The following is a 22,225-nucleotide window of genomic DNA, read 5'->3' on the forward strand; positions in this document are numbered from 1 at the left end:
TGACTTTCGTCTGCGCACCTATTTTCATTTAAAGCAAAACGCGTGCCAATTGGCTATCGGCAGTCAGGGCGTTCGCTACGCTCACTTTCGGCTGTCGGCTTATTTGCTATAGATTATCAACTGTCAGCAGGGCACCAGTGGCGGTTTCCAAGTTTATGACCGCTCCAAACGGAAACCCTTTACGGGCAACCGTTGAGCGTTAACCATTAAGTGAGGAAACAGATCCCTAACAAAAAATGCTGAAATTTTCGACAAAACATTGCCCAAAAAAGATGCAAATCGCGCTTCTGAGTGTCATTGTGCTGTTCGGGGTAGCACTCCGATTTTGGAACTTAGGGCAGTGGAGTTTTTGGATTGATGAGGTCTTCACGGTTCGGGACGCGCAAAGCCTCTCATTTGAGAGTTGGCGGAACATTCCGAATCCGATCCCGTATCTTGCAGTGAAGTTGTCAATCTCGCTTGCTGGCAGTGACGAATGGGGAAGTCGTTTGATCCCCTGTCTCATCGGTATCATTTCTATCCCAGTAGTCTTCGGGTTAGGTAGGACACTCTTCAACTGGCAGGTCGGACTTCTGAGTGGAGCATTTGTGGCATGCTCCAGTTGGCACCTGTTTTGGGCACAGAACGCTCGTTATCCTGTTTTCACCTTTCTGTTTGCGATATTGACAGCATGGTTTTTCTATTTGTCTCTTGAACGAGATTCAACGCTTTTGACAATAGGCGCGCTTGTTTCTTGCCTCTGTTTAATTCTCTCGCATACCCTCTCTGTAGTGATTGTTCCGGCTTTATCGGCTTATGCTATGATCTGCTTGTTAGAAAAATCTAACAGGAAGCGGTGGCTGAATTTGCTTATCTTTTTTATCCCGTTTGCGATTCCAGTGCTGGCTCTCGCGCTCCCAGATGTTCGGGGTTATCTCTTCTCCGGATGGGGACGCAACGTATGGCAGCGGAGTCCGCTCTACATTGTGCTAACGCTTGTCCAAGGTGTGAGCATCCCAGTTGCCGTCGCCGCCTTTTTCGGGTTCGTTGCGACACCTATCAACAAATCCACACGCTTTTTGCTCTGTTATGCCGGTGTCCCGTTGGTACTCTTCCTGATCGCCTCGCAGCTTCAAAATGTCGCTGGCTATTATCTATTCTGGACAACGCCCGCCTATTTTATTCTTGCTGGTGTTGCATGTGAACGGGTCTGGAAAGCAATAGAGATGAAATCAGGAAGCACGCTTGGTGTACTCGTGCCGTGTGTGCTTCTGGTGACACTTCTATCACAAAACTATCTCTATTTTAGAATTGAAAATGGCGGGAGACCGAAATGGCGGGAGGCGTTTGAAGCCATCCGAACAGAGACGCAACCTACCGATAAAGTGGTGCTTTCAGAACCTGAGATGGGTAGGTATTATCTTCCTGAATTGACACCTATTTATATCGGCGGACTGTTAGACAACTCGGAAGCGTTTGAAAAAGAATGGGAAACTTCGGGCAGAAAACGGTTATGGTTTCTGGTCGATGTGGCGAGTTTTAATGTTTTTGATGCAAATGAAAATGTCCGCAATTGGATTCGCCAACGCGGACATCTCATAAAAACGTTCCCTGCCTTCTCGCGGGCAAAAGACAGAACGATTCATGTTTATCTGTTAGAATAGAACGGAATTGGCTTTGCAGGCGTGGTTTAATGAATTAAGAATTTGATTCCGTAATGCCTAGCGTCCATTGTCTGAAGCAGGATTTACAGGATTCAAGAATTTTTCAGGATTAGAGTCCGTTTGTAACTGATAACTGAAAATTATTAAGCTTGCTATCTGGGGCAAATTGTGGTAGACTACTCTCAATATCGAAGTGTATAATAAAAAAGGACAATCTACCGCGGCTTAAATGTTACCTGTTGTACCTCATGCATGTTATTACACGAAAACGCCTAAACAAGTTTGTCGAGAGACATCCGAATTCCCGAGTATCACTTGAACATTGGTATCGCTTAATGAAACGAGGCCACTTCCTATCGTTTGCTGAGCTACGTACGGCGTTTCCTCATGCCGATCAAGTTGGAAAACTAACGGTTTTCAACATTGGTGGCAACAAAGCACGGCTTATTGCTGCAATACACTACAATCGCTAAAAAGTCTATATTCGCGTAGTGCTAACACACGACGAATATAACAAAAGCAAATGGAGAGAATGAACCATGGTAACGGAAGTACAAACTGCGCAAAATGTATGGCCCCTACTAACAAAGGTTGTATTTGTTCCGCATGCACAAAGTGAATACCAACGACTTACGGAGGTATTAGACAATTTAATCGATGTCGTAGGTGAAGATGAAGATCATCCGTTAGCTTCCCTGATGGAAGTCATCGGTGTGTTGATAGAAAAATATGAAGACGAACACGTCCCAGAACTGACAGCAATATAACTTGTTGGGAATCAACGCCGAATGCTCGTTTGGCATTCCAAAGGGGTGAAACTGATCTGAAGAGAGGTTAGGACTTACATAATTGGTCATCAAAATAGTAGACACACGGCGTGTATTGTTCCGCGCGGACAAACGACGGGGTCTATTACTTTTACCTAACTCTTATCGGTATAATTACTCTTGCAGTTTCAAAGTGCCCCACCTTGTGGTAAGTTTGCCGCTCGCCGACACAAGCCCTCTCATACGGACGGTGGCTAACTTTTTGCGAACCCCAACATGAGAGATGTCCTCTATCTGATAATAATAAGCGACATTGGGTTTAGCAGTAGTATCTTTCCACGTGTAGTCATGCTGTTCACTTGTAGTACCTGCGCCTTGAATGAGTTGCGGATTGACGACCTTGAACTCACCATCCTTTGTTTCACTGCGAAGGATATTGAACCCCGCATTGTCCAATTCTGATTCGGTAGTCCATTTAAGCACAACACCTGCCTCAACACGCTCAGACCGAAAATGGGATAAAGTAACAGGCAGTGGACCTCCAACACGCTGCCCGGGGTTGCTAAGGTCGGTCGGATGTCCGTAGTAAGTACTGGTGCTGAGTAATTTAGTATCGGCAAGGATCCAACTTGTTGATTTGGTGCCATCTAAAGGAACGCCATTTTTGTATCTACGAATTCCGGAGGCGGCAGGGCAGAGGTGACATCAATCGGGAAGCTACGCTGTATGTAGTTACCAGACTTATCAACAATCCGAAGCGATGTGTCAGTTACAGAACCTGCAATTAGTTTAGTCGTAACAAATTCAACAGTATTGCTTTGACCGTTTATGGACTGACAAGCAATCACGCCAAAATCATCATGCAACTGTGCTTGATGGAGTCCATCAGGGTCGGTTACCTCAAAGCGAAGGCGAATGGCATTAGGTGGAGAGGCAAGAGGTGGAAGCATTTGAACTGTTGTATTTTGGTTGAAAGGGGCTTGGTTATCGTTGAAGTACGGATGGACATCCAACCATTCGGCTGCACAGAAAGACCTGGCTATTGGATCTTCGGTGTACACAGACAAGGTTATTTTTGCATCTTCGTTATAATCATGACTCAATCCAAAGGCGTGTCCCAGTTCATGAATAGCAACGCCAACATTGAAAAAAGACCAGACGCTGGGACGACTGCAAATCCACCCCTGGAATCTATTCTTCCGCCGTGCGGATTCCAATTTTTATGACCGGCAATGCTCGTATCCAGGAACATGATATAGATATTCTTTGATCTATCAAACCCGTTACCAATTTCCTCCCAGGCACTCCCCGGGGATTGATTATAATACATATTGTTAAATTTTCCTTTGACATGATGTATTACAACCTCACCGCTTGCATCGGTTTCCAGTCTGAAAGTTTTTCTGTTAAATCCATGACTTTCCATCTGATCGGCGTAAAATTGCTGCGAGTCTTTCATTAGTGTATCTAACTTCGCATCTATGTCGGACTGTGCCTGACGGTCATTCGGAAGAAAATAAATCACTCGCACCACGTACTCAGGTGATACCTCTTGAGCAAAACTATTCGGTAGAGCGAAGAGTGTAACAAACGCGAGTAGTGTTATTACGGCATATAACTTTGTTTTCATAAATGGTTTTCCTCTTTTTGAAGTTTGAGGACTCAGGTATTTCTATCCGTCTCGACCTAAGCATGAGAATTCTTAAAAATTGTCCAAAGTTTAGTTATTGTTTAACGTGAGTTCGATCTATTGAAAGCGGATTGACTGACGCACGAGCGTTATGAGCTCATCTTGCTGTTCTGTCCGTTGATGTGTGAAAGGAAAAATACCTTCAAGCGTCTGCTCTACAGCGTTCAAGCTGCCTTGTAGTGCCCAGTAGCTGCCGCGAAGGATTTCTGCGAATTCCGCGACAGTGGCAGCAAGTTGAAATGAAGTGGAGGCTTCTTCAAATGTCCCTTTAAGTTCGTCAGCAAAGATATCCTGACTGACTTCCGTAACATTACCAGTGTCCGGGTCTTCGTGACGGATGAAAACGGTCGCGAGTTTGCCGACAACTTCTTCTTCATGGAGTTTAATCTCATAGAGCGCGGTGACACTGTGTCCTGAACCAATTTCGCCTGCATCAACATCGTCATCGCGGAAGTCCTCTTGTGCAAGGCGGCGGTTCTCATAGCCGAGAAGACGAAATCGACTGACTGTCTGCGGATTGAATTCAACCTGGACCTTGGAATCTTTTGCGATGACTTGCAACGTGCCGGTCAAATTCTCCACAAAGATACGCTCTGCCTCTTTGACGGTATCCACATAGGCGTAACTTCCGTTGCCCTTGTTTGCGAGCTGCTCCATGAGAATGTCGTTGTAATTGCCCATCCCAAACCCGACTGTCGTTAGCAGAATGCCATCCTTGACATAGTTCCCAATTTCTGTAAGAATCGCGTCTGGTCCCGTCTGTCCAACATTCGCGACACCATCCGAACAGAGAATCACGCGGTTGATATAATCGGGTCCAAAATTCTGGAGAGCGAGTTCATATCCGAGTCGTAGCCCATGCTCTGCATTCGTTGCGCCACCGGGCGAAAGCGAATGGATTGCCGCTAAGATGTGCTCGCGGTTAACATTTCGCGTATGTGGCAGCACGACTTGGGCAGTAGAACCGTAAATGACGATGCCGATCTCGTCTGTAGGTCGAAGTTGGTCAACAAGGAGGGTCAAGGCACGTTTCACCAACTCTAATCGGTTTTCTCTATTCATTGAACCAGAGACATCGATTACAAACGTCAGCTTCGCGTCTTTCCGGTCTCTGTCCGGTACAATGTACCCTTGAATGCCGATTCGCAACAATTGCAGCCGTTTGCCCTCGCCAAATTTGGAAGGTGCGCCTTCAAGATGGATAGCAAATGTTTCATCAGACGGGGGTGTATAATTGTAATCAAACGCGTTGACAAATTCCTCAACGCGTACTGCCTCTGGAGGCGGCAGATACCCGTCTCGGAGATAACGGCGCGTGATGGCATAGGACGCGGTATCTACATCCATGCCAAACGTCGAAAAAGCGTCATCCTCCGTATCAATAAATGGGTTCGTCCCATGTGCCTGAAAGAAAACATCGTCAAACGCAGCACTGTTGGGAGGATTAAATTCAACGTCCCATGGATTGACTACAACTGGACTGGGGACAGGCGGCACTATGCCGGCTTGAGGGACAGCAGGGCTTGCTGCCTCAGCTGTAGCAACAGCATCTAACGCAATATTTGGTGGCACAATAGGTGTAGGAACAACAGGTTCAGTAGGTGGTATTACCTCACCAAAGTTTTGTGAAACAAGCACCATGTCTAAAATATTAACGTTTCCGTCTCCATTGACATCAACGCGCGGGTTAGCTGTCGCGGGTGTCCCTAAATTCTGAGCCACCAGCGTCAAATCAACGATATTTACCGTTCCATCTTGATTGACATCCACTGCAAGTAAAAGCGTTGCCACGACCGTTCCATCTACAGTCATGACTGGCAGTGGCATCGCTGCACTATCAAAGAGCGTCACATCCACTAACTGAATGGTAGAAGACTTTACTGCCACAACCTCAAATTTTACAGTCGTAAGCGTGCCGTTTTCCAATGAGGCAACACCTGTCGGGGCAGTCGCTGCGACGGAGACCCCGTTCGCAGAGGGAACTATTGAGGAGACAAACGTCCCCGTGGGGAGGTAGTCCCCATTTGTACTATCAATGTAGCGGAGTGCAGTCGGATCAAAACCAATGGTTAGTTTATAACCGGCAACACCTTTTGCCCCTGTTATTTCAATGCTGAACTCCAACTGTTCACCGACTGCTGGCGATGAAATTTGATCGGGCGTTACAGAGACGACCGCTGCGCCGTAACTCATTGCTGTGAATCCTAATCCTATAAGAACAACGAAACTACTGAAAAGGAGGTTTTTCTTAAACACTTTCTTCATAAATTATCTCCTGGAGGGGTTTTATAAATCGTATTTGTAATAGTAACCTTTTACAACACCAAAGTATGCGTCAACGGTTCCCAACCGAGCAGTCGTTTTGCTTTTGAGAGGTTAATTTCTTTCTGTTCATGGTCTCCTGCAATAAAGAAAGCGTCAAAGCCTTCATGTTCGACCGAACAATTATATCATGACAATATTAATATTTAAAGACACATTTTTTTCCCAAAACCTTACATCACGTGAAAAAAATATTTTGTTAGGCAATGATTTACGACTGTAGAAGGGTCTCCAATACGGATTTTACAGCAGCAAAAAACTCCTTGTAGCATAATAAGGCAAGCGAACCTTTGCCACAAGGAGTTCTCTTTTTTACATCAAATCCACTCTTTCCACACTGAATTCACGTTCTCAGAAATAATTCTTTGATCGTGAATCTTGAGGATGGGAAAATAATAATATGTTACCATCTACGCGTAAAATTCATTCTACCCGTAAGTCCGGTTTCACCTTCATCTTTTTTGGTTTCATACCCGACATATATGCCGAGTGTGTTATTCTCGCCATAACCGAGGTTCAAACGTCCACCGAAATTCATTGCCCACAGTCCACCGCCATCGCCAAGACCCAGGACTGTTTCAAACTGTGGACCCACCGCGACAGTTTCGTTTAAGGCATACGTAAGGTAAGTTCGGTTGTAGACTTCATTCAGACTTTCGCTATCAAATATGGTTTTGATTGTGCTGATTGTCCAGTGGAAACCGAAGATTTTACCGGCGGGGAGGATAGCAAAGATTTGGGGGTATAAGGCATAGGGACCGTCTGGAGTGGTATACTCGAACCCAACGCCGAGCATCGGGGTTAGTAGCAGTGCCATGCTGTCATTCGCGATAACAGGGAATGAAATACCCATATCAAACTCGCCCAAATGATCGTTCACATAGATATTAGAATCAAATGAAATGCCACCGCTGAGTGGATGACTTGCACCAACCAAAAAATAGGTGCCTAAACTATCGACATCAATCTGAAACCATCCGGTAATCTTTGGTTTTTCTTCCATCGGTTTCTCTTCTGCCTCTTCACCTTCCATTTCATGAGCATCGGCGAAGGCAGTAGAAAAACTAACAAAAGACATCATACAAATCATTAAGATAACAACTAATTTAAAGAGGTTGTTGAAAATCTGTAGAGGACATACGAGAAGGTTATTCATGCTAATCTTCGGGCAGGAGACCCCATCCTTTAGGTTGGGGTGGAATGCCCGCTCCTATAGTTAAAGTTAAGCCGTGTTAAAACTTTGAAACTGTTTTCCTTCGCATTTGTTGTTAATCGTTTTCCGTCAAGGTTATAGAGAGAAAACAACCTTTTTGCGTTTATGCCTGCCAAACGTGTTAATCCATGTTTCGCATGCTTGACCAGTGTATGCTTTATGAGCCCATTTGCTAATACTGTTCCACCATACCTTGACCGAATACCGCCCTTTTTCGGTTGTTCTCTGTGGAGAGTTCTTCGCTGGATAGGTATAGGCGATAGACAGAATATATCCGTGTTATCCACTTTAGCAGTGCCACCGATAGTGTAATGTGCCAGACACCAACTATCTACACAATGCGCGTCAAACGTTTCTGAAAGTTTCTTGGAGGATTTCTTCAGTCCAAGTCTATCCCGAATCTCTTTTATTTGCCAACCTTGTAAAGTTCGCAACTCCCAACGTTTCTCTATTTCAGCATAGAACCATTGTTTGCCAACTTCAAGTGGGGAAAAAGAAGTGTTCCACTTCTTGGCATGCTCTACTGTTCGTGCCTTAATATCCTCAACACATATATGTGTAATAGGATATAACTTTGAAAACCAATCAAGTATTCGTAGTTTCCAATCCCATCTCGCACGTGTGCCAGCAGGAATACGTTCCTTGTTAGCAAGACGATTCGCTCTGTTTTTTCGGTTTGGACACTTCCGAGAACGCCTGCCTCTACGAAGTTCGCGACGCTTTTCAACTTTCTGGCATACCTTGTTATGGGCATCTGCCTGCACATTGAAATACGTATGTGATTCCGATTTGACGGTAAAGCCCTCTTTTTGGCTGCCGGGGTCTACTCCGACAGCAATCTCTTGATTATATCGTTTTGAAGGCTCTCTGTTGAGTCGGACACAGAATACACCGTTGCTCCAAAACGGAGTTGCCTTCCCTGATTTTATCCACTTCGCTGCCCTGGAAGGACGTGTAGGCATCAATGGCTTTTGATTCTTATCGACAACTGGGACAAACATAGTTTGTAACTTCCTTGCGGATATGTATTTCCCCATCCAGATCACAGTATCCGAGAGGAATCAGACTTGGGGAGCATCCGAAACGTCGTGCTGGCTGCCACACCAAGATACCGCGATATTTTACTGTAGTCAATCGTTTAACCTGTGGGTCCCCGTGTGGCTACGGATATTCACAGGTTCCCCCATGCTTTAGCTTGGGGTTATTGACGCTAATCTCCTTGTTAATGGTTGTTGGTTATCGGTTTGCCTCACAGTGAGAGTTAAGAGGCGAGTTTGTAACAATCAATCCCAGCCAGTGTGGAATATTCCAAAGTGCTGTGGCGTGTTACCGAAAAACCTCTTAACCGAAGCCTGATTACTGACAGCTATTTTTCAACCAGCTTGCTCAATTTGTTCCATAAGGCGTTTCAGTTTACTCGGATCTTTGATACCTTTCGATGCCTCAACACCGGAACAGAGATCGATACCTTGCGGACGGATTGTTTCAATAGCAGCCCTGACATTTTCCGGACGGATTCCGCCTGCAAAGAATACAGGCAGCGGACTGTCTGTGATAAGCTCGGCGGCAACATTCCAATCGCAGGTTTTTCCTGTGCCACCGTATCTCGGTTTCTCAAGACTCATATCCACACTATCAAACAAGAGAAAATCCGCACCGGCATCACGATACGCCTTCATCTCGTCCTGGACTGCAGGCACATCCACATTTTCAGGGCTTCCGGCAGGTAGGTAGACCGATTTCCAGAGCTGACACGCTACGGTGCGCTTCAGTGCTTCAACCTGTTGTGGTGATTCCTGTCCAAGGAGTTGAACAGCAAACGGGTGCGTTTGCGACACCACTTCTTGGATGTCAGATGTCGAGCGATTGTATAGCAGAAGTACGGCTGGAATGGGGCTTGCACTCGCAATTTCGGACGCTTCGGCGGTAGAACGTGTCCGTTCAGATACGGCAACATCAACTAACACACCAATGTAGTCCGCACCTGCATTAGCAGCAAGTTGAGCATCATGGATAGAGGTAATGCCACAGATTTTAACACTGCAGGGGGATTCTTGAGTATTAGATTTAATGATTTGCTTACGCAGAGTTTTAGGTAAAGATTGTGCTTTCTTTTGTTTATTCATTTTGGAATTCCTTTTTGAGAGCAGACTTTATTTTAGGTTTTAGTTAATCTGACATTTCTCAAAACGTCTGAGAAGTCAGTATCCATCAACGAACTCTGAATATATCCTTATGAAAATGCGAATTGAAAAGTCTCTTTTATTTCAGAGATACTCCTGATTTTCGCCTCAAAACGGTATTAGACTGCCAATGAGGAGAGAAATTCCTACTGAAACTACGTCGAAAATCTTCAGAGGGCCTCCGCATTTTCATGTAAGTATAGGTGGTTTGCGTTGATGATTATTAGGTTCGGAACAATTATGAAAAATCCCAGTTAATTTACTTTAATTAAGATGTTGGCCGTTGTCTTTTTTACTAGAAAATCTCGAAAAGTTAAACTAAGATTCTGCATAGGCATCTTTGGCATTGGCCAGAACTTCATCAATTTTAACCTTGGATCCAGTCAAGATCGCATTGGCTAGACTTGCACCGTCTAAGATAGATTCCGTAGTATATGCTTTCGCCAACACCTCAGTTAGGACGTTAGATAAAGATTTCACTTCAGCGATTTGATCGCAGCAAGCATTTGTGAAGTGCTCACCAATTTTGGGTTCAATTTTACTAGCCGAGGCTAATGCCTTAACTAAGTAAGCTTGGACTTCGGCTAAGTCCGCTTTGGTCTGAGTTTCGGCAGCTTCAACTAAGGCTTTGACGGCAACAGTTTTGGCATTAGTTTCCGTTTCAATGGCTTCAGTTAAGTCCATTTTTGCTTTCGCTTGGGCAGCTTCAACTAAAGCAGTCTCAGCCTCGGTTAATGCCTTAACTTTAGCTGCTTCGGCTGCTATCAGTGCTTCAGTTTCAGTTAAGACTGTGAACGTTAAATCTACAGTTAAGGTGCTAACTTTGATTTTGGCATCGTCTAAGGCATTTATAGCTGCCGTTAAAGCATCTCTAGCTTCTTCGGCTGCAGCTAAGGCAGATTCAGCCTCTTCGGCTGCTGACAATGCTCTGGCTTCTTTAGCAAAAATTCGGAATGATTTTTCGCGGCATTCCTTAAGGACTGATATAGGGCAACTTAATTCATTGGTGAGTTTGGCTAAGTGCTTCTCGGCTTTGGTTGAGGTAACTTCGGCTAAGATTAACGCTAGAGCTTCCGCTAAAACCATAGTTTCGGCATTAGCTTTGGTTAAAGAAACCTTGGCTAATGTTTCTGCCTCAGTTTCGGTTAAGACTGCAAAAGTTAAACCTACGCTTGAGGCATTGTCCTTGTCTCCAACTTCGGCTAAGACTGTTTTAGCTTCAGCTAAGGTTTTATAAGTTTTGGTTTCCGATTCAGATCGGAATTGGAATTTCTCGAATATCCCCAAAATTGAGTCTTGTTCTAATTTGGTATTGGCTAATGTAGATACTTCAGTATTCATAATATGGTCCCTTTCCTCCACAATTTCAGGTGCGCGTCCTTCAATATTCATGATAGCTTCGTACATAGCCGCTATTGCTCCTATTTCGTTTGAGATGTCGTGTGCCTCAATCCCTTGATTTTTCATCTGTTCTGCCGAAACTTCAACTTTGGTTTCTGTTTTGGTTCTAGCTCCTATATCAATTCTAGCTTTCGTCACATCGGCTTCTGTTAAGGTTAAGGCATTCTTGATTTCGGTTTTTACTTCTGCATTGACTATGGCGTCTTTCGCCTCCACATCAGCTAAGGTGGCTTTGGCTTTGGTTAAGTCAATTTTCGCATCTGCTAAGACAACTTTAACTTGGATTAACGCGGTTTTTACTTCAATTAGGTCATGATCCTCTTCGTCATAGCGCAGGAGGTGAAATTGGACCAAAGCATCTACAGCATCAACTAAAGTGGATTTGGCTTCTTCAGCTGCTACCAAGGTAGCATGGGCTTTAGATATAGCTTCTTCTACATCGGCTAAGGAGGATTTAGTTTCTTCTTTGACTTTGACTTTAGCCGGCGCATCAACTGTAGATTTGTCCAAGACTAAGGCAGCTCGTACTTCACTTAAAGCAGCCTTGGCTTTAGCTGCTGCCAAGATAGCTTTGCTTGATGCTATAGCGGTTGCAGCATTTGCGCTGGTTTGGGCTTCTTTGTGGAATTCTTCGGCTGCGGCTAAAGCTGCTCCCATGGCTAATTCGTTTTCGTAATCGGCTTGGGCTGCAGCTTCCTGCGCCTCGGTTAACTCATAATGGCAAGAACAATTATTAACCCCACAACTCGGGCAATAAGGTTCATCAGCGCACGGAGCATAATAAGCTTCATCTTCATCAACTTCATCAACTCTAACATCAGGGTTTGCACTAATTTTGGCTTCTTCTTCATAGAAAGCTTCTTCAAGCCGTTGATAGTAATTATCATCAGGTTCACCAAAATGGTCAAGATAAGCAAGCCAAGCATCCTGATCTGGTTCAGGCCAGTCTCGCATAGAATTCCTCCGTTTAGATATAAAAAAACCAGTATCAACTGAATTTTGCAATTATGTGTCGAAATCGTATCTATTTCGACACATCAGTGTTAAAAAGAAAGTATGGTAATGTTGTAATACCACAGATTTTTACACTATATTGTGATTTTTTGGCCATCTGTGCAATAATCCTATTAGCAGTCCGAGGTACGGAGGTTTAGTCTTCCATCATCATTTTACTCTTCAAAGACAGTTTGTCGGTCGGCATCCGAATAACAGATAATCATGGTTACAGGTTGCCAGCCGGTGTTGACGGCGTTATGTTTGACATTACGCGGAATACGCAACATCATTCCTGGTCTGAGCGGGATAACCTCATCTCCTAATTTGTGGTCGCATTCACCAGAGAGGACATAGATAAGCTCTTCACAGTTAGGGTGGTAGTGGGTAGGATTGCCTTCACCGGCGTTAATGTAGACGACTCCGAATGTCATTTCAGCCTCTGGGTCAATCTGATCGTTACAGAGCCATTTAATCGCGCCCCACGGAAATTCAAGAGCACCGGCATCGTTACTATTGGTTAAGGTTACTTCCATAGTTGTTTCCTTTCTATTTTCCGAATTCAATTATACTTGAAAACAAGTCAAACATTGTGCTGCATACGCCTGCAATCCCATGGTAGGTTCTTCGTGTAGATAACCGATAGGAGCGGAAATAGCCCGGACACTGCGAACTTGTATATCCAGTGCCCGATGCGTATGTCCGAAGAGAGCATGTGTGACAAGCGGCTCCTGCAAGCACTGTGTACCGAGATGTTTGCTACCCATAAACGCACGAAAGAAATCCCACGGTAATTCGCCGCGGTATCGGATACACTCTCGAAACGGGACGTGATGTGTGACCACAATTATACGTGATACATCGTCCCGAATAGCAGCGATTTGCGTCTCAAGCTCCGCTTCAAAACGCCGAGCAATAGCAAGGTCGGTGTCTGCCCACTTGGCGTATCGCTTATCGTTCCAAACTGCGCCCATCAACTCTTTTTCCGCATACTGTGCATCGGAAAAGTCATAATCTTCTGGTGCGAAACTATAATCGTACCAACCGATAGTCCCACAGAAACCTACCCTCTCCTTGATGAAGGGTACATCCATGAGTGGATGAAAACCGCACTCACGGCAGAGTTCTGAAATGATACTGCATTTCTGTTCGCTTGTGACATTAGGTGTCTCAATTGCCCAGATGTCGTGGTTACCCGGAACGAACAATTTCTCACACGCCAGATCTGCGAGTTGAAAGGCATTGAGCGTTTCAGAAAGTTGGACTAAGTGCCGTGCGAGATCGCCTGCCAGTACGAAAACGTCAAGTTCTGCTGCCCTCACAGCATCAATGAGATGTGGCACGAGCTGCTTGTTCAAGGACGTAACATCTGTGTGCAGGTCTGAAACGAGTCCAACTTTCATTCAACCACTTACATCGATCCGTTGTCCAAGCTTTTGAAAACCTCGTCTAAAAAGATGCGTATCCCACTGTCATCATCTTGCTGATACTGTTGGCGTTGACGCTCCAATGCTTGGATTGAAGGCACATCGCCAATTTTGGCAATAGCATCAACAAGCGTGAGTTGAATAGCGGGTTCACTGTTATGTTCCAGTGCATTAATCAACCGATCTCGCGCCTTCGCTCCACCGATGCCGCCAAGTGCTGAAGCAGCGATATCCTTCGTGCTTGCATTCCCTTTTTCAAATGCGGCGATGAGCGCGTCAACAGCGGGCTGACCGATCTGGCTGAGTGCCAACCCTGCTTGGAAGCGAATACCGGGTATTTCTGCTGGGTTTTCAAGAACAGCGATAAGGGCATCAATAGCAGAAACAGGTTTAAGAATTCCGAGTATTGAAAGGCAGGCACGTCGAATTTCCTGTTCCGGTTCCACCGAAATCTGGATATATTCCTGAGCAAGTTCAGCGAGTTGCCCCTCGTTAATCTTCTCATAGAGCCTTTCGGATCTGTGTCTGAATTGCGTCCCGAAGGGGGCTTTGAGGGTAGCAGTATTCTCGATTCTGTCTACAGTAAGCAAACCGAGAATCGCAGCGGATTCCAACTGCTGCGGTTGAAGACCATCGGTTGGGAGCTGATCCACATTGGCACTCTGGAACTGCTGGAAAAGCTCGTTTAGAACGCTCAATTCCACAAGACGCTGAAGACTACTAATTGACGCCTTTCGGAGTGAGAATTCCGGGCTACTCTTGAAGAGGTCCACGAGAGGCTCAATTGCCCGGATATCGCCTAAATCGCCAAGTGCGGTCACAGCGGCAATCTTCACACCTATCAATTCAGAGGTTCGGAAGGTAACCTGCTTTTCAGAGAGTTTTCCGAGTACCTTCTTGTAGTCATCAATGCTGTAAATTTTGCGCTCATCAACAATCTTCTCAACAATGTCTCCTACCTGAATATCAGTATTTGCTGCGGGGGTGCCGTGCTGAATCTCTTTGACGCGCACGGTGCCGTTTCCTTCAACATTCAGTCCGACCTTATCTCCCTGTCTTCGGAGAGCGATACGGAGCGGCGGCTTGTCTTTCAAATAGAGAATAAGGTTATTATCCTCATCAAGTGCCTTCTTCATGGCACTTTTAAAGTCCCCGGCACTTCGGACTGGATACTCAGCAATGACATAAGAGATAAGTTCGCCTGTCCCAAGTTGCGCTTTATGTGCCGGTCCATTGGGTGTGGTATTTAAAACAACGACACCGCTTGTCGACCAGCGGTTTTTGAGGTCGCTGTCCAATTGCTGCACCTGCATCTTCAGGCGGTCATCGTGATACTGATTGTCACATCCGAGTCCGAGTATCAGTACGAAAAGCAACACAATAGACACGTAACAGTGGGGTCTGCTAAACCGCGTTATTTTTTTTAGCATACAGAATCCTTTTCATTTAATCATAGGACTTACGCAATTTTCTCATGAGACCTACACATTATGCGCCGTTGGCGAGGTTACAAACCTCGCCAGCAAAGGAGTGTGCGTAAATCCTGAATAAGTTTTCGGCTTGTAAGCAGCGCGAACGGATCGCAGTTCAATTAAGAGGAATGACGACCTCTCGACTGCTCTGTTCCTTCAAAGCATCTAAGAGGGGTTCCACAACTTTTTCGTCACCGAGTATAGCCAAAGCGCGGATGGCATCAACACGCAGCGATGAACCCTTGTTCTGTACAATCTTGACTAACTCAGGAACAGCAGCACCTCCAATTTTTCCGAGTGCTTCCACAGCGAGTTGCCGAACCTCAGGTTCTTCCCGGTCACGTTCCCATTTCGCAGAACCGGACTCAATCAGTGCAGCGAGTGCTGGAATAGCCTCTTCGCTTCCGGCTTCTCCGAGTGCTTTGACAACATTCAAACGAGTTTCCATTCTCCCATGATCCAAAAGTTTTACCAAAATAGGAACAACTGTTCCCGGGTCATCCTTACCGAGGTGCCCCAAAACCCAATGCGCATTATGCCTATCGCGATTGTCTTTGGACTTAAGTGCCTTTTGGAGCTGGTTGAGGAGCCGTTTCCGGTCGCCTTTCTTATAGATCTGTTTTAGCGCGTCAAGTGCCGCATTTTGGACATCAAGATCGTCATCGCGGAGTGTCTCAAAAACGAGTCTTTCAAGATATTTACCCTGTTCCGCTTGATACGCGAGGAACATTTGCTCGCCGCGCGCAGCAATTGATGCTTCCTGCCAATCCGTGGTGTCAGGTTCGTAGAATTCCTGAGAGTTGTAAAACCCGAGCAGATAGTGTGCCTCGGCATTGTCAGTCGGTTGCTGGAGTGCGAGTTTAAATTCTCGGACAGCGCGTTCCTCTTTGCGGCGCTTATCCGATTTAATTAATTCTTTTCCCTTCGCGAGGTTCTCGTTCTGGGTGCCGCACCCCACAACAAAGAGGACAAGTGTGAGAGCAAGCCAGATTTTTTTCATAGTTCATTCTCCTACGCGGTCATGCATGGTAGGAACGAACCGCTCCACAGAAGCATTGTTGGGACGGTTCACTCCGATACCAAATTAGATTGAACAGGACCTACGTGCCGTTAGGTGCCAAGGAGTTCCTGCTGTTCTGCGCCCGTCTCAGCAGCTTCATTCTCCTCTGCGCTTGCCTCTTCTACTTCTACTTCTTCCTCTTCCTCTTCTTCTTCAGAATCACCAAGTGCTTTCTGAAGGATAACAAGCGGTTTTTCAGAAAATCCCCAGTCTTTATATCGCTGGATGACATTTGTTTCTGAGGACGGAAGTTCAATTTCAAGGGTTTTCGCGCCATCTCCAGCAGCGGTATCTTCAGCGGCTTTCATAAGATGATCTGCTACCCCTAACTGTCGGAAGGGACCGGACACTGCGAGGTTTCCGACTTCTGCGCTGTCGGGATCGGCTGCATTCCGCTTCACGGTAATCTGTCCAATCGGGTATCCACTGGCTTCCGCAACGAGTCGATGTGTTCCACTATCCGCTTCCAAGTCGGCTTGCAGTTCTTCTGTAACTTCCGCTTTGGTTTTTTCAGGGAAACAATACGCGTGTAAATGTGCCGCATCATCTTCTTCAGCCGGACGTACCTTGAGGGCACCGGCTAAGTCAAAGTCTTGATTTGCCATATATGGTTCTCCTTTATTTTTTTAACTTACCGAGGGGTGTTGGTATCTTCGCACACTGAATAGTACTGCGTCTGGATAGCCAGTATTTACACCCATTTATTACACGATTGTAATATAATTTATTCCACATTACAAGCAATTTTCAGAGCGTTACGATCTAAAAGTAACTTCCTAAGAAAGTGAAGTTCGATCCTCCGCTTCAACATCATCGGAATTCTCAAGCGCAACAAGCGGGGGGTGTTCAATATTGACAACATCTTCTTCTGTCGTTCCATCAAGTTCCTCTTGCGCAATACGCAATTGCCGTTCCGCATCCACAACGTCCCTGTTAATCTTGGCAATACATCGGTTAAGTTTATCAACAAGAGTCGCGTGGCCAGCCATAGCACGGCGAATCTGACGGAGTTGATCAATGACGAGTCGAAAGGTGCGGACGAAATCACCGGCATCTAAACGGGCATAGTTTTCGAGCGTATCAAAGTCACAACCACGACTCCAGGCGAGCATCGCCGTACAAAGTCGAAGTTCTAACATAGGCGTGCCTTCCGTTACATTGTGCTGACCCTCTAAATACTGGATTACTGAAATTTCGGAACTCACCTCAGAGAGGATATCCAAGAAGCGATCACCCTTAAGAGGTTTAAAATATCCATCTTTACGCGGTTCGGAGACAATCGCCACCATGAGACAGTTAATTTCGTCCTCCGTGAGCCGTTCAAAAAAACCGCTGAATAGGAGTTGGGTCAACGGGATCTCATACCCGTAGATATGAGCTGCAGTACTCCCGCGTGGTAGAAGCGTTTGTGCTTCAATGTAGCCGAGCTCTTCAAGCACCTTAAGACGTGCTGCTATCTGCCGCCTTGGGACATTCTCAATTCGTGTCGTCCTTTTTTTGAGTTTCTGAATTTGCTCTTCCGTGTTGCGAATGGTTTGGTATCTTCCAGTGCATGTGTGTAAGTGTTCACATCCGTGACAAAGACTCTGCTCGGCCTCCCTTTGAAGAAGTATAATCTTTTTGTGAATAGCATTCAATCTTTTAACGCGTTCTTTTTGCTTCTTTTTCTTCCGCGTTTCTGATTTGACCTGTTCTTTCTCTACATGGAAACGCTGAATACTTTTTTCACGATTCCGCTTATCACGATAATGCTTTTGGATTTGTTCGGTTCCATCAATACCTTCGTGAATACATTCAGGTTTAGGTAGTGTCTCAAGTTTCTCCGCTTTCGCCTCAATTTGATTATTGAGGTTAGTGACGCGCGTCCGGTTTTGATGATTATTCAAACTCATCGTATAGACATCGTAAATGTCATCACCATATTTTTCATAAAGATTGAGAATACTCGAATAGGAAAGATTAAACTGACTCTCTATAGGTTCTATCTTCTCAGAAACAACATCTCGAACCTCGCTTGAATCGACATACGCGGGTTCAATTTGGGCATAGACATAGCCGATGGTGTCAATACCACGCCTGCCAGCACGTCCTGCCATCTGGTGATATTCGCGGGTCTTGAGGTATCGAAATCCGATGCCATCAAATTTTTCGAGGCTGTCAAAAACCACTGAGCAGGCTGGCATATTAATACCGACAGCGAAAGTTTCCGTGGTAAAGAGGAGCTGAATCAATCCAGAAGTAAACAACCTTTCAACAACCTCTTTAAGCGTCGGTAGCATGCCAGCGTGGTGATAAGCAATCCCGCAGCTAACTAACCTACGAAATTCGGTAATCTTCTTTTCTTCAACAATATCAAATTGGTGACACAGTTCATCAAACTGCCTCAAAATTTGTGTTTTTTGTTTTTCATCAAGCAGCTGTAGCTGCGTTCCGTATACTAATGACGTAGCGTTCTCTTCACAACCTTTGCGGCTAAAGCAGAAATAGAGGCAGGGGAGCTGCTTTTTTCGGCGCAGATGCGGAATAAGCCTTGTTTCTGTAAAGTCAGCGGGGAGTGCCTTATTTGTGTTATCATCAGGCGATTTGGGTTTCCGTTTACGCGCATCGCGTTTCGATATATTGCGAAGCGCAGCGATATGCGCCACACTACCGACACCGTAATCTTTAAAATAGAGATGATGCTCCAACGGGACCGGACGTTTCAATTCCTCAACGACCTCAATGTCAATATCTCGCACGCTCTGCATCCACTCTGCGAATGGATTAATGTTGGGAATCGTGGCACTCAGACAAACAAATTTGATGTGCTGAGGTGCGAAGATGAGACTCTCTTCCCAAACAGTGCCGCGCTCAATATCATTAATATAATGGATTTCGTCAAAGATAACGTAAGAGACATCTTGTAGTTTTTCAATGTTGTCAAAGATGGTATTCCTAAAAATCTCCGTCGTCATCAACAGGACTTGGGCATACGGATTGAGTACAACATCACCTGTGACAATACCAATCTTCTCGCCGTATTCGGCGTAAAAGTCCCTATACTTTTGGTTACTCAAGGCTTTGATCGGGGCGGTATAGATAACGCGGTGGTCCTCCCGAATACACTTTTCGACAGCGTACTCAGCAATGACAGTTTTACCTGCCCCTGTCGGCGCGGTGACGATCACCGAGGTATCCCGGTTAATCGCGTCTATCGCTTCCTCCTGAAACGGATCCAATTTTAAGCCCTTGTAAAGCATTCAACCCTCCCTTGCACTCCAACCTCCTTCGCGTAACGTGTCGTCACTTGAGGCGTACTGTTAGAGATAATTGTAATAGACGCGTTATTTTTTGTCAAGTGATTTTTTCAAGGCACCCTCGTACTCAATGTTTATTATGACCTCTGCGCGCCGTTTAAACTTGACATCTGTCCGATTTACATGTTACCATGATATAAGAGTATCCAACCACGTTCCATACCAAAGTTAGGGGTGAGTACTTATGCAAGCAGTTAAAGGGACACAAAACCAGTACCGACATATCCGGATAAAATACATCGTAGGTATCCTGATATGCGTTTTGCTTTGTGGCATCATCGCATGGGCACAAAAGAATGGCAGTGAAAACAAACAGGAGCAAACCCTTGAAGACCTCGGCGTAACAGAAGCACAGCAAACACAACTGAAAGCACTGTGGGACCTGAAACGACAAAAGTATATTCAAGCGGTTGACGACTTGAAAACCCTAAATCGATTTGCAAAGGATTCACTTGCTGAAGACGCGGAGATCCAAGAAACTTTGGACAAATTTCGAGCGAAACGGAAGGAAATACAGGAACAAATTGATGGGATTGAGGAAGGGTTAATTCAGACTTTGCCGACACAGGCACAACTCCATCTAACACTTTTAGGTGTGCTGGATAACGGCGTCCCTCGCAGAACAATGAAGGCGCAAACTGGAAAGAAGAAAGACGAAACACCTACGCCGTCTTCGGAGCAGCGGACAAAATAAAAAAGTGGAGGATACCAGACTTGAACTGGTGACCTCTTGCATGCCATGCAAGCGCTCTCCCAGCTGAGCTAATCCCCCACATAAAGATTGTCTTAATTATACAATATATTTTTCGGGAATGCAAGAAAAATATATTTTTTTTGGAAAAATGACAAAAAAATCGCAAACAGACCTATTTTTCTCCTTCGCGAACCTTGATACCGGCGAAACACAACTCGCAACAGGTGCCTTGCTTATTGCGCAAAGCGAGTATTGTGAACTTAATATTGGCAGCTACCTCGACCAACTGGATGAGATGGCAGAGGTCGTCCGAGAACGGATTCAAGGGGTAACGCTGCCCGAGCAACACATCGCCGAACTGAACCGTTACCTCTTTGAAGAGAAAGGGTTCACAGGAAATACCGATAACTATTACGCCTTAGGTAACAATTTTCTGAACTTTGTCATCGACAAAAAGATGGGTATTCCGATTACGCTGGGCGTTGTCTATATCGAAGTGGGTAGGCGCGCGGGTTTGCCTCTCGTCGGTGTCAATTTCCCAGGGCATTTCCTTGTGAAATACCAGTCTGAACATTTGGATATTCTGCTTGACGTGTTTGAAAATGGGGCATTCATGACTGAGGATACGCTTCGGGCAAAACTCCAATCAAATTTCGACGAAGTGGTGGTATTAGCACCGAATATGTTAGCCGAAGCAACGGACAAGGAAATTTTAGCACGCATTCTGCGGAACCTAACGCGTGCCTATACACTCCTTGAGAACTATGACAAAGCACTTACCGCGACTGAACGCATCACTTGGTTGCTGCCGAACGTCGCAGCCGATTACCGCCTGCTCGGTTATCTATACTACAAAAATCACGCATATAGTGAGGGTATCACTGCCTTTGAGAAGTACCTTCAACTTGCAGAAACACCACCGGATGCCACAGCAGTGGAACGAAACATACAACATCTCGAAAAATTGCTGTCGTGTTTGAATTAAGATTGGGACGACACACGCATTACCGCCCATAGAAAAATAGATATTCCCAAAAATACGACGCTTTTTCCCGGACGTTATGCACTGAGTCCGGATATTATAATTGTTAGCGGATGCACGCTGTGAGGCAAATTACTGTTTCCAAATCCGTGGCAGTCCGCAAGATCGATAGAGGCAAACACTGTATTTGAATTTCAGCGGTCTTTGGAAAAATCTCAACCCAAATTAACAATGGAGGAGATAATCATGAAGGACCTGAAACACTATTGCACCTGGATGTGCTCGGTGCTGCTCCTGCTCAACGTATCAATACCGGTGTTCGGACAGGCGGAAAAGGCAGACACACTTGTTGGACACTGGACATTTGAGAAAGGCGTTGAACTGGAAGATCTTACGGGTAACTTTGCCGACATCACACTCATGGGTGCTGAGATCAAGGATGGGCAATTGAATGTCGATCTCGGTAAGTGGGCAATCGCCAGTGGGTATGACGGTCCCGATATCGGAGAAAAGACGTTGGTGTCGTGGGCTATTATGGATGACCTTGACGTTCAGAAAGGCTCGATATTGACGATCGACCGCCTCTCCGATCCCACATTTGATGCAATTGTCTTTGGAGAACGCCAGCATCATCGTTGGATGGCAGGTAGCGGATGGTTTCACCGCACCAAGGACCCGGAACCCGGGTTTGAGGAAAAGAAGGCGGGTGAGTTGATTATGATGGCTATCTCGTATGAAGATGATGGTGGAACGGCACGCGTGAGAATATATCGTAACGGGGACGAAATTGGCGATTACACATTCGGTCAATTTGTCACTTTTGATAATAATGATGCTGAAGCAATTTGGGGCAAGCGTCACGGCGGTTTGGGCGGCGGTCCCGGTGATCTTGACGCTCACATCGAAGATTCACGAATCTACGCCTCCGTTCTCAGTCAGGCAGAGATTAAAAAGTTGCTGCCAGACACGCTTGATGTGGAGGCATCTGGTAAACTTGCCACGACTTGGGCAAGGGTAAAAATGGAGTAGATATTTGGAAAGCACGTTTTCGTGTTAAATTTCCCGAAGGGCTTGAAAACCCT

General features: G+C 45.5%; 19 protein-coding genes, 1 tRNA gene and 1 pseudogene. 6 read left to right on the plus strand and 15 right to left on the minus strand.

The window, feature by feature from the left end:
* Window positions 1–236: 236 nt before the first annotated feature.
* The 3 genes and pseudogenes from OXH39_17170 to OXH39_17180 all read left to right on the plus strand — a co-directional run bounded on the left by OXH39_17170 (window position 237) and on the right by OXH39_17180 (window position 2,410).
* Window positions 237–1,643 carry a glycosyltransferase family 39 protein gene (locus tag OXH39_17170; protein ID MCY3552197.1) on the plus strand — a complete coding sequence of 469 codons (1,407 nt, stop codon included), beginning with the start codon at window positions 237–239 and terminating at the stop codon, window positions 1,641–1,643.
* A 248-nt stretch (window positions 1,644–1,891) separates the two neighbouring features.
* A pseudogene (locus tag OXH39_17175) lies at window positions 1,892–2,179 on the plus strand (type II toxin-antitoxin system HigB family toxin).
* 3 nt (window positions 2,180–2,182) lie between these two features.
* Complete coding sequence (locus OXH39_17180; protein MCY3552198.1) at window positions 2,183–2,410, plus strand: hypothetical protein; 228 nt, start codon at window positions 2,183–2,185, stop codon at window positions 2,408–2,410.
* 174 nt (window positions 2,411–2,584) lie between these two features.
* On the opposite strand, the gene OXH39_17185 is transcribed toward OXH39_17180, so the two are convergent.
* The 14 genes from OXH39_17185 to OXH39_17250 all read right to left on the minus strand — a co-directional run bounded on the left by OXH39_17185 (window position 2,585) and on the right by OXH39_17250 (window position 19,410).
* Window positions 2,585–2,893 carry a hypothetical protein gene (locus OXH39_17185; protein ID MCY3552199.1) on the minus strand — a complete coding sequence of 103 codons (309 nt, stop codon included), beginning with the start codon at window positions 2,891–2,893 and terminating at the stop codon, window positions 2,585–2,587.
* A gap of 164 nt (window positions 2,894–3,057) precedes the next feature.
* Complete coding sequence (locus OXH39_17190; GenBank protein ID MCY3552200.1) at window positions 3,058–3,513, minus strand: hypothetical protein; 456 nt, start codon at window positions 3,511–3,513, stop codon at window positions 3,058–3,060.
* Complete coding sequence (locus OXH39_17195) at window positions 3,510–4,040, minus strand: hypothetical protein (GenBank protein ID MCY3552201.1); 531 nt, start codon at window positions 4,038–4,040, stop codon at window positions 3,510–3,512. Before OXH39_17195 ends, OXH39_17190 begins: the two co-directional genes overlap by 4 nt.
* A 117-nt stretch (window positions 4,041–4,157) precedes the next feature.
* Window positions 4,158–6,365, minus strand: coding sequence for a von Willebrand factor type A domain-containing protein (locus tag OXH39_17200; protein MCY3552202.1), 2,208 nt, complete (start codon window positions 6,363–6,365; stop codon window positions 4,158–4,160).
* Between the two features lie 460 nt (window positions 6,366–6,825).
* On the minus strand, window positions 6,826–7,578 hold the full coding sequence (locus OXH39_17205) for a hypothetical protein (protein MCY3552203.1): 753 nt from the start codon (window positions 7,576–7,578) through the stop codon (window positions 6,826–6,828).
* Between the two features lie 29 nt (window positions 7,579–7,607).
* Window positions 7,608–8,636 carry an RRXRR domain-containing protein gene (locus OXH39_17210; protein ID MCY3552204.1) on the minus strand — a complete coding sequence of 343 codons (1,029 nt, stop codon included), beginning with the start codon at window positions 8,634–8,636 and terminating at the stop codon, window positions 7,608–7,610.
* Window positions 8,637–9,008: 372 nt separating this feature from the next.
* Window positions 9,009–9,761 (minus strand): phosphoribosylanthranilate isomerase, encoded by a 753-nt coding sequence (locus OXH39_17215; protein MCY3552205.1) that lies wholly within the window; start codon window positions 9,759–9,761, stop codon window positions 9,009–9,011.
* Window positions 9,762–10,136: 375 nt separating this feature from the next.
* Window positions 10,137–12,173, minus strand: coding sequence for a hypothetical protein (locus OXH39_17220; protein ID MCY3552206.1), 2,037 nt, complete (start codon window positions 12,171–12,173; stop codon window positions 10,137–10,139).
* 215 nt (window positions 12,174–12,388) lie between these two features.
* Complete coding sequence (locus OXH39_17225; GenBank protein MCY3552207.1) at window positions 12,389–12,748, minus strand: cupin domain-containing protein; 360 nt, start codon at window positions 12,746–12,748, stop codon at window positions 12,389–12,391.
* Window positions 12,749–12,778: 30 nt separating this feature from the next.
* A complete protein-coding gene (locus OXH39_17230) occupies window positions 12,779–13,615 on the minus strand; it encodes a metallophosphoesterase (protein ID MCY3552208.1) in 837 nt (278 codons plus the stop codon).
* A gap of 8 nt (window positions 13,616–13,623) precedes the next feature.
* Window positions 13,624–15,069 (minus strand): HEAT repeat domain-containing protein, encoded by a 1,446-nt coding sequence (locus tag OXH39_17235; GenBank protein MCY3552209.1) that lies wholly within the window; start codon window positions 15,067–15,069, stop codon window positions 13,624–13,626.
* Between the two features lie 157 nt (window positions 15,070–15,226).
* The gene (locus tag OXH39_17240; GenBank protein ID MCY3552210.1) at window positions 15,227–16,111 is read right to left on the minus strand and encodes a HEAT repeat domain-containing protein; all 885 of its coding nucleotides are present in this window, start codon (window positions 16,109–16,111) and stop codon (window positions 15,227–15,229) included.
* A 110-nt stretch (window positions 16,112–16,221) separates the two neighbouring features.
* Window positions 16,222–16,776: a GNAT family N-acetyltransferase gene (locus OXH39_17245; GenBank protein ID MCY3552211.1), complete on the minus strand. Its 555-nt coding sequence runs from the start codon at window positions 16,774–16,776 to the stop codon at window positions 16,222–16,224.
* 171 nt (window positions 16,777–16,947) lie between these two features.
* Entirely contained in the window at window positions 16,948–19,410 is a 2,463-nt protein-coding gene (locus tag OXH39_17250) for a DEAD/DEAH box helicase (protein ID MCY3552212.1), read from the minus strand.
* 241 nt (window positions 19,411–19,651) lie between these two features.
* On the opposite strand from OXH39_17250, the gene OXH39_17255 reads away from it, so the two are divergent.
* The gene (locus OXH39_17255) at window positions 19,652–20,161 is read left to right on the plus strand and encodes a hypothetical protein (protein MCY3552213.1); all 510 of its coding nucleotides are present in this window, start codon (window positions 19,652–19,654) and stop codon (window positions 20,159–20,161) included.
* Between the two features lie 5 nt (window positions 20,162–20,166).
* Here the strand turns inward: OXH39_17255 and OXH39_17260 are convergent.
* A tRNA-Ala gene (locus OXH39_17260) sits at window positions 20,167–20,239 on the minus strand.
* A 70-nt stretch (window positions 20,240–20,309) separates the two neighbouring features.
* Between OXH39_17260 and OXH39_17265 the strand changes: the two genes are divergently transcribed.
* Together OXH39_17265 and OXH39_17270 are read left to right on the plus strand one after the other, a co-directional pair.
* On the plus strand, window positions 20,310–21,146 hold the full coding sequence (locus OXH39_17265; protein MCY3552214.1) for a transglutaminase-like domain-containing protein: 837 nt from the start codon (window positions 20,310–20,312) through the stop codon (window positions 21,144–21,146).
* Window positions 21,147–21,389: 243 nt separating this feature from the next.
* Window positions 21,390–22,172, plus strand: coding sequence for a hypothetical protein (locus OXH39_17270; GenBank protein ID MCY3552215.1), 783 nt, complete (start codon window positions 21,390–21,392; stop codon window positions 22,170–22,172).
* Window positions 22,173–22,225 lie beyond the last annotated feature (53 nt).

It is taken from the genome of Candidatus Poribacteria bacterium (assembly GCA_026702755.1).
Classification (GTDB): Bacteria; Poribacteria; WGA-4E; order WGA-4E; family WGA-3G; genus WGA-3G.